The following is an 8,523-nucleotide window of genomic DNA, read 5'->3' on the forward strand; positions in this document are numbered from 1 at the left end:
CATTCTCCCCCAAAGATAAAACGGTTATTCGCCCTATGGGCCGACGTGATTCGGCAGACGGGCGCCAGGCCGATAAGGTCGGAGCCGCATACGCGCCACAGGTCGTGAGGTGCCTCGACCGACCCCGTTCAAGCCGCTCGGCGAGGGTACAATGGAAAGGTTCCACCTGAAGGAAAGGAAGCACCCATGAGCTGCGAGCATGCAACCGCGGCGGGCGGCCAGACCGCCCCGCAGGAATTTGAAGAAAACAATCTGTCCGAGGTCAAGCGCGTCGTCGCCGTGCTGTCCGGCAAGGGCGGCGTGGGCAAGTCCCTCGTCACCGGCACCCTCGCCGTCGAATTGGCGCGCGCCGGCCACAAAGTCGGCATTCTCGACGCCGACATCACCGGCCCGTCGATCCCCAAGATGTTCGGCATGAGCGGCCGCCACGCCATGGGCCTTGGCAACCTGTTGCTGCCCGAGATCTCCGACCACGGCGTCAAGGTCATGTCGAGCAACCTGCTGCTCAAGAATGAGACCGATCCCGTCCTGTGGCGCGGCCCCGTCATCGCCGGCGCAATCCGCCAGTTCTGGAGCGAGACCTCCTGGGGTCCGCTCGACTACCTGCTCGTCGACATGCCTCCCGGCACCGCCGACGTCGCCCTCACCGTCTTCCAGTCGCTGCCCGTCGATGGCATCGTCATCGTGACGAGCCCGCAGGACCTCGTTTCCATGATCGTCGCCAAGGCCGTGAACATGGCCGAGAAGATGAACATCCCCGTCCTCGGCATCGTCGAGAACATGGCATATGTCGAGTGCCCCGATTGCGGCAAGAAGATCGAGATCTTCGGCCCCAGCAAGCTCGACGCCGTTGCCGAGCAGTACAACCTGCCGATCCTCGGCCGCATGCCCATCAAGCCCGAGCTCGCCGCCGCCTGCGACGACGGCGCCATCGAGGCCGAACTGCCCGGCGGCCTGCTGCCCGAGGCCCTCGCCAGCGTCGAGGCGCTCCCCGAGCACGAGGCCCCCGAACCCGATGCAGGCGCCTAACATGGGCCGCCCCGCCACCATATCCACATTCTGCGACGCGCCGCTCTCCCCCGCGGAGGGCGGCGCGCCCATCTACGACGTCCTCGTCATCGGCGGCGGTGCGAGCGGACTTGCCGCCGCCATCACCGCGGCGCGCGCCGGGGCGCGCACGTGCATCCTGGAGCGCGACGTCGAGACGGGCCTCTCCATCCTCGCGACCGGTAACGGGCGCTGCAATGTCTCGAACAGCCGTCTCGACGCACGCCGATACCGCCATCCCGACGCCGTGCGCGAAATCTTCGGCACCACCCCGGAGCGAGATGTCGCCGCATTCCTCGAAAGCACGGGCATCGCGACCGCAGAGGAGGGTGAGGGGCGCCTGTACCCCATGAGCCGCCGCGCAGATTCGGTACGCGACGCGCTCCTCAACACCTGTCGACGCGAGGGCATCACCGTCATGGTGTGCGCTGAACCGAAACGGCACGCTATTGACCCAATCGGCCTCCACGAGTTCACGGTCGACCAAGCGCGCCTCCCCCTCTCCCATAAGCCCGGCCGCGACGATAAGGCCCGCATCCGCAACGCGCGCAAGGCGCTCGCAACAGCCGACCGCCTCGATCACAAGGTGCTCGCTCGGGCCGTCGTCCTCGCATGCGGGGGAACCTCTGGGGCTTCGTGCGAAGTCCTTAACCTGCCCCATGTCGCCGAAGCCCCCGTCCTGTGCCCCATCGCCTGCACTTTGTCCCCATCCGGCGGCGATGAGACCGGCGGGCGCAACCTTCTCCAAGGTCTCGACGGCCTGCGAGTCGACTGCATGCTCACCCTGATGCGCGACGGGGCCGCCGTGGCATTCGAACAGGGCGAGGTCCTCTTCCGCCCCTATGGCATCTCCGGCATCGCCGCGTTCAACCTCTCGCGACGCATCGAGACGGGCGACCAGGTCGAACTTGACCTCTTCCCCGAGATGAACGAACAAGGCCTCGCCTGTCTCCTCGCACGCCGCGCGGAGACAATCGGCACCTTCGACGGCAGCCCCCGATGGTTCGACGGCCTCCTGGCTCGTCCTCTCGCGGCACTCGTCTGCGACGCCGTGGCCGGTACCGAGCGCCCGCTGAACCGAGCGGCATCGATGCTGCACCGCATCCCCTTGCGCGTGACAGGCACCACCGAGCACGCGCAAGCCCAGGTGCGACGCGGCGGCATCCCCCTGTCGGCCATGGAACTCGACACGCTCGCCGTGTGTCCGATCAACGCGGACGAGAACGCACCGCAAGCACCCATCTACGCATGCGGCGAAGCCATAGACATGGACGCCGATTGCGGCGGCTACAACCTTGCTTGGGCCTGGCTCACGGGCGTTCGCGCGGGCGCCGCCGCTGCCGCCGCCCATCGCCACGGCACATCCGACCCTTCCGAGGAGCCCCATGCTTGAGATTTCCCAGATTTCCTGCCGCCTAGCCGATGGCGGGGATGAGCGCTCGTGCATCGAGGTATGCACCCGTGAGGCGCTCGGTATCCTCCGCTGCCGCCGTGCAGATATCGAACGCGTCGAACTGAGGCGCAAATCCATCGACGCCCGCAAGAAGTCGAACGTCCATTTCACACTGAGCGCCCTCGTGCACTTGGCATCCGAAGTCGATGAGGCCGATCTGCTCTCGCGCCTCTCCGATCGCGATCGCAAGCGTGTGCGCGCGGTCGATGCGGACGACCCCTCCTTCCCCGCTCCCGTGCAGGACGGCATGCTCGAGCACCGCCCTGTCGTCGTCGGAGCGGGGTGCGCGGGCCTTTTCGCCGCGCTCACGCTTGCCGAGGCGGGCCTTCGTCCCATCTTGCTCGAACGCGGGGATGACGCCACGCGACGCACCGAGGCAGTCGGGCACTTCAACGCCACCGGAGCGCTCGACACCGAAAGCAACATTCAATTCGGCCTCGGCGGTGCCGGCACCTTCTCCGACGGCAAGCTCAATACCGGGACGAAAAACCCCTTGCATCGACTGGTCCTCAAGACGCTCGTCGAAGCCGGTGCCCCGCGCGACATCCTTTGGGACGCCAAGCCCCATATTGGGTCGGACATCCTGCCCGACGTCGTCACGAACCTGATCGCGCGCATCGAGCGCCTCGGCGGCACCGTCCGCTTCCGCACCCATGTGAGCGATCTTCTCCTCGATGACGAGGGGGTCGTCTCAGGGCTCATCCTCGACGGGCCCGATGGGCGGGAAACCATTGCTGCAACGCACGTCGTCCTCGCTTGCGGTCATTCCGCTCGCGATGTATTCGAGATGCTCGCCGATCTCGGCATCACACTCCAGCGCAAGACCTTCGCCATGGGCGTGCGTATCGAGCACCTGCAAGCTGATATAGACCGTACCCTCTATGGCTCCGCGGCGGGCCACCCTGCGCTCGGCGCCGCCCCGTACAGCCTCGTCGCCCACCTTCCGAACGGTCGCAGCGTATTCTCCTTCTGCATGTGCCCGGGCGGAGAGGTCGTTGCAGCTGCAAGCGAACAAGGCGGGGTCGTCACCAACGGCGCCAGCATGCACGCCCGCGACGGCCGCAACGCGAACGCCGCGTTGCTCGTCAACATCACGCCCGAAGACCTCCCGGGAAACGACCCCCTCGAGGGCGTCCGCCTGCAGCGCGCCTGCGAGCAGGCCGCTTTCCGTGCCGGCGGCGGCGAATACCGTGCGCCGGCCCAGCTCGTGGGCGATTTCCTCGCCCAACGCCCCAGTACGGGCCCCGGCCGCATCGAACCCACCTATCCTCGAGGGGTCACCTGGGGCACCATCGACGATGTCCTGCCGTCCCACGTCGTCGATGCCCTGCGCGAGGGCATTCCGCTACTCGGTCGAAAGATCCGCGGCTACAACGACCCCGAAGCCGTTCTCACCGCCATCGAATCCCGCTCCAGCTCGCCGATCACCATCCTGCGTGACCGTCAGACCTGCATCTCGGTGAGTACGCCCGGCCTCTATCCCTGTGGCGAAGGCGCTGGCTACGCCGGTGGCATCATGAGCGCTGCCACGGACGGCATCCGCTGCGCCCAATCCCTCGTCACCTCAACCGGGGACGCCCATATCCGATAACCCGCTCTCAACGTGAAATATCACCGCCAAATTAACGGCTCGCCCCAAACGAATATGGCCCGCTTCTCACGATGGAGAAGCGGGCCATATTACACTCACGTATTCAGCGGACTCCCCACGAGCTCAAATTCCCCGACAATCCGGGAACACCCTGCGGGAGAACTCTAACCCCCTAGGCGAGCTCTGCACGGGGCGCATCCACCGAGAGCGAGATGCACGCATACACGAAGCCCCAGCCGGCGAGGTACAGCTCGAGGGCGGAAAGCGCCAACATGCCAGAAACGCCCATCAGGCCGAACAGATTCGCAAACGAGACGAGAATCGCACCAGCGGCGACGGCGACCTGCATGCCCGGACGGCCAGCCGAGCGACGATACATCTCGAAAGCCGTGGCAAGCAGATAAAATGCCAGGAACATGCCCAGGAACGAAACGACCGGAACGAACGTGTCGACGGAGAACGGGAAGTTCAGCGTCCACAGGCCACCCAGCAAAAGAACGAGACCCACCGCGGGCTCGACACCGCGCAGCGTCCATCCTGCGCGCATGGCGAAGGCGGCGACCAGCGACAGGGAACCGGCGACGATGCCGAACCAGGAAAGAAGCTGCTGCAGACGAGCGAAATCCGCATAGCCCCACGCAGGAGAGACGAACAGCGCCGTGGCGAAGACAAAGCACGCGCCCGCCATGGCCACATGGCTCCACGCGAGACCGCGCAAGCGGCTGAACAGCAGGTCGAAATCGGTCATGTTGGTTTCCCTCCCCTTGCGAGACCTGCGCCCCGCATATAAATTCACGAGCGTAAGTATACCATCCGCACTCAACGAACGGCCTGTTCACCCCCTGTCGAGACGGCCGAAGTCAAAGGCAGGCATCGGTCAGCCCGTCTCAAACTCACCTCTTGAACCGCGCGCCCGTACGCTTGCGGCCCGGTGCGAAAACGGATCCCTTGCGCGCCGACTTACGCAGCGCCTCAATCACCTCGTCCTCGCTCGTCCCCTCCGACATCGCCTTGAGCTGAACGACGATATCGCGCAGGCGAGCGGCCTCCTCAAAGTCCATGGCCTCCGAGGCCGCCCTCATGTCGTCTTCCATGGTCTCAATCACGCGAGCGAGCTCCTCGGCGGGCAGATCGGCGAAATCGCGCGCAAGCCGCTCAGCGACGCCCTCGCCCGTATCGTCCTCCCCCTCCGCGCCGGCGGGGCTGAAGAACGCTCCATGCCCCAGCGTGTCGCCTCGGCTCCGATCCTTCTTCCCCACATTCTCCTCGGCCTCGGCAATGAAGCTCGAGATGTCGTTGATGGATCGGCGAACCGTCTGGGGCTTGATACCGTGTTCCTCGTTGTACGCCATCTGAATCGCGCGCCGGCGATTCGTTTCGTCGATAGCCTCACGCATCGAATCGGTAATCGAATCGGCGTACATAACGACCTCGCCCTCGGCATTTCTCGCCGCTCGGCCGATCGTCTGGATGAGCGAGCGTCGATTGCGCAGAAAGCCCTCTTTATCGGCATCGAGTATCGCCACGAGCGACACCTCGGGAAGGTCGAGGCCCTCGCGCAACAAGTTGATGCCCACCAGCACGTCAATCTTTCCCTGGCGAAGACTGCGCAAAATCTCGACTCGATCCATGGTCGCCGTATCCGAGTGCATGTAATTAACGCGAATACCGGCATCAAGGAGGTGGTCGGTCAGATCCTCCGCCATACGCTTTGTCAACGTAGTGACCAGCACGCGCTCATGACGTGCCACTCGTTCACGAATCTCATCGATCAGGTCATCGATCTGCCCACGCACCGGACGCACGTCGATCTTGGGGTCGAGTAGGCCCGTCGGGCGAATGATCTGCTCCACGTTGTTCTGGCTCACTCGCAGTTCATAGTCGCCCGGCGTGGCGCTCACATAGATGAACTGCGGAATGCGTGCCTCGAATTCGTCATAGCGCAGGGGGCGATTGTCGAGCGCCGAGGGCAGGCGGAACCCGTGCTCGACAAGCGTCACCTTACGAGAGCGGTCTCCCTCGTGCATGCCGCGTATCTGCGGCACCGTGACATGACTCTCGTCGATGATGCACAACATGTCCTTAGGGAAATAATCTATGAGCGTGAATGGGGGCTCGCCCGGTTTGCGACCATCCAGATGTCGTGAATAGTTCTCGATGCCGGTCGTGAATCCCATGGTTTCGAGCATCTCGAGATCATAGCTAGTGCGCTGCTCCAAGCGCTGCGCTTCGAGCAACTTGTCGTTCGCCTTAAGCTCCGCGACTCGTACCTCAAGCTCTTCCTCAATGGATTTTAAGGCTGCGGTTACCTTGGGCTTCTCCGTCACGTAATGCGAGGCGGGCCAAACCGGGATAGCGTCGAATTCGCGCATGATCTCACCGGTGACCTCATCGATCTCGGCGATGAGCTCAACCTCGTCACCGAAGAACTCGAACCTCAACGGATGCTCGGAATAGGGCGGGTAAACATCCACCACATCACCTCTCACGCGAAACGTACCGCGTGCAAGGTCATAATCGTTGCGATCGTACTGAATGTCGATAAGCGAATGAATGAATTCATCGCGCTCAAGTGGGACCTTTTTATCCACGTTTGGAGCCAGCCCCGCATAGTCTTCGGGAGATCCTATGCCATATATGCACGAGACCGACGCCACTACAATCACATCGCGACGCGAGAGCAGGGATGCCGTCGCCTGATGCCGAAGCATCTCGACTTCTTCGTTGATGGAGGAGTCCTTCTCGATATACGTATCACTCGAAGGGACATACGCCTCGGGCTGATAGTAATCGTAGTATGAGACGAAGTACACAACCGCGTTGTTCGGGAAGAACTCTTTGAGTTCACTTGCGAGCTGAGCGGCAAGCGTCTTGTTCGGTGCCATGACAAGCGTCGGCTTGCCCAAAGCCTCGATGGTCTTCGCCATCGTGAAGGTTTTGCCGGACCCGGTGACGCCCAAGAGCACCTGATAGCGATCCCCATCGCGCACGCCCTGCACCAAGGATGCGATTGCCTGGGGCTGATCGCCCGAAGGCTCGAACGGAGAAACGACCTCAAAAGGTGCAGGACTTCCAGACACGCCGAAACGCCTCAATTCGCCGCCGACGCGCTCAACTTCGAACTCAGCCACGCAAATCGCCACCCTTCCTAGCGAAACGCTTGCGGATACAGCTCTTGATACCGGGCTTTGGCCATATTGACGCGAACAAGATATGCCTGTGTCTCAGGGAATGTAATGGCATTATGAAGCAGCTTGTCCTGCTTTGCCCATCCATCGACATTGCCCATACCGGCGTTGTACGCGGCGATAGCACGATCAGTCGCCCCGTTGAAGTACGTCAAAAGATACGACAAGTAAGCACAGCCATATTCTATATTGATGGCTGGGTCCTCAAGATTCTCGTAAGAATAGCGTTTGCCATCGACGAGACCTTTAGACACCATGTCTTGAGCGGTTTCAGGCATCAACTGCATAAGGCCGCGAGCGCCCTGGTGGGAAGAGGCCTCAGGATCCCAGCTGGACTCCGAACGGATGACGGCAGCAACCAAATACGGATCTACGCCATGAGCGGACGCTGAAGCAGTGATCTCGTCCTCGTAACGCAAGGGATACATCGACTTAAAAAGCAACGAAGGGGCGAAAGTAAAGGCAAACGAGACAAGCCCGAAAATGAGTACGACGGTAAGAGGTACCGCTCGATACCATCGAAGAAAAGAGCCGCGTCTGTTCATCAGTTTACTTCCCATCAGTCAGTCGAATGCCCCTGTCCTCAAGCCAAAGGTCGAGCGATCGGAAAAGCGTATCATCTGCAACTGAATTATCGATAACGGTATCGGCCATCATTATCAACTCATCTTCAGACGGCTGGAGGTCCGAACGCGCATCGAAATCAGAGCCACTCATGCCGCGCTCAATGGCACGTGCACGACGAGTCTCAAGCGGCGCGGTAATAGCAATTACCTCATCAGCCAAGCCGAATGCATCGGTAAACGACGCGGGAGCGGAAATTTCAACGACGGTGAGCTCGGGCGTAGGCACGACGAGAGAGCAACAAGGGACCGGCAAAAGAATATTAGAAAGATAATCCAGCAGGAAGGGATGGACAATTTCATTGAGCTGGTGAACAGAGTCCTCATCGACAAACGCCCGCTGGGCGAGAACAGATGAACGCACTTCACCCGATTCATCGAGGACATCCCATCCAAAAGCCTCCGCAATGGAATCAACAATCGCAGACCCGGGGACATAAAGACTTTTTGCGATGACGTCAAGATCGAGATGGCGTGCGCCAGAACGAGCGAGGTAGGAGCAGGCAGTAGATTTACCAGATGCGATATTACCGATGACAAACAAGGTGAAGGGCATACGCGCCTCCATAATTAGCTACCTATAGCAAAAGAGGGCCCCCGAGGGGACCCCCTTGCGCCTCG

The 8,523-nt window shown here is 61.9% G+C and carries 7 protein-coding genes; 3 read left to right on the forward strand and 4 right to left on the reverse strand.

The genetic code is table 11. From position 1 onward, the window contains the following. The first annotated feature begins 186 nt into the window (after positions 1-186). Genes FY258_RS05725 through FY258_RS05735 form a run of 3 tightly spaced genes read left to right on the forward strand, consistent with a single transcriptional unit; the run spans position 187 to position 4,091 of the window. Positions 187-1,029 carry an Mrp/NBP35 family ATP-binding protein gene (locus FY258_RS05725; protein WP_118103877.1) on the forward strand — a complete coding sequence of 281 codons (843 nt, stop codon included), beginning with the start codon at positions 187-189 and terminating at the stop codon, positions 1,027-1,029. Continuing rightward, complete coding sequence (locus tag FY258_RS05730) at positions 1,016-2,440, forward strand: FAD-dependent oxidoreductase (protein ID WP_259324459.1); 1,425 nt, start codon at positions 1,016-1,018, stop codon at positions 2,438-2,440. Before FY258_RS05725 ends, FY258_RS05730 begins: the two co-directional genes overlap by 14 nt. Next, a complete protein-coding gene (locus tag FY258_RS05735) occupies positions 2,433-4,091 on the forward strand; it encodes an NAD(P)/FAD-dependent oxidoreductase (RefSeq protein WP_118103881.1) in 1,659 nt (552 codons plus the stop codon). The genes FY258_RS05730 and FY258_RS05735 overlap by 8 nt, the downstream gene beginning before the upstream one ends. A gap of 172 nt (positions 4,092-4,263) precedes the next feature. Here the strand turns inward: FY258_RS05735 and FY258_RS05740 are convergent, their stop codons facing one another. The 4 genes from FY258_RS05740 to coaE all read right to left on the reverse strand — a co-directional run bounded on the left by FY258_RS05740 (position 4,264) and on the right by coaE (position 8,458). After that, a complete protein-coding gene (locus tag FY258_RS05740; protein ID WP_118103883.1) occupies positions 4,264-4,839 on the reverse strand; it encodes a hypothetical protein in 576 nt (191 codons plus the stop codon). A 145-nt stretch (positions 4,840-4,984) separates the two neighbouring features. After that, complete coding sequence (gene uvrB / locus FY258_RS05745) at positions 4,985-7,222, reverse strand: excinuclease ABC subunit UvrB (RefSeq protein ID WP_118103885.1); 2,238 nt, start codon at positions 7,220-7,222, stop codon at positions 4,985-4,987. Between the two features lie 17 nt (positions 7,223-7,239). Further along, positions 7,240-7,839, reverse strand: a complete 600-nt coding sequence (locus FY258_RS05750; RefSeq protein ID WP_259324460.1) for a lytic transglycosylase domain-containing protein — start codon at positions 7,837-7,839, stop codon at positions 7,240-7,242. Continuing rightward, entirely contained in the window at positions 7,829-8,458 is a 630-nt protein-coding gene (gene coaE, locus FY258_RS05755; RefSeq protein WP_118103889.1) for a dephospho-CoA kinase, read from the reverse strand. Before coaE ends, FY258_RS05750 begins: the two co-directional genes overlap by 11 nt. Between the last annotated feature and the right edge of the window lie 65 nt (positions 8,459-8,523).

Source organism: Collinsella intestinalis (assembly GCF_902364775.2).
Classification (GTDB): domain Bacteria; phylum Actinomycetota; class Coriobacteriia; order Coriobacteriales; family Coriobacteriaceae; genus Collinsella.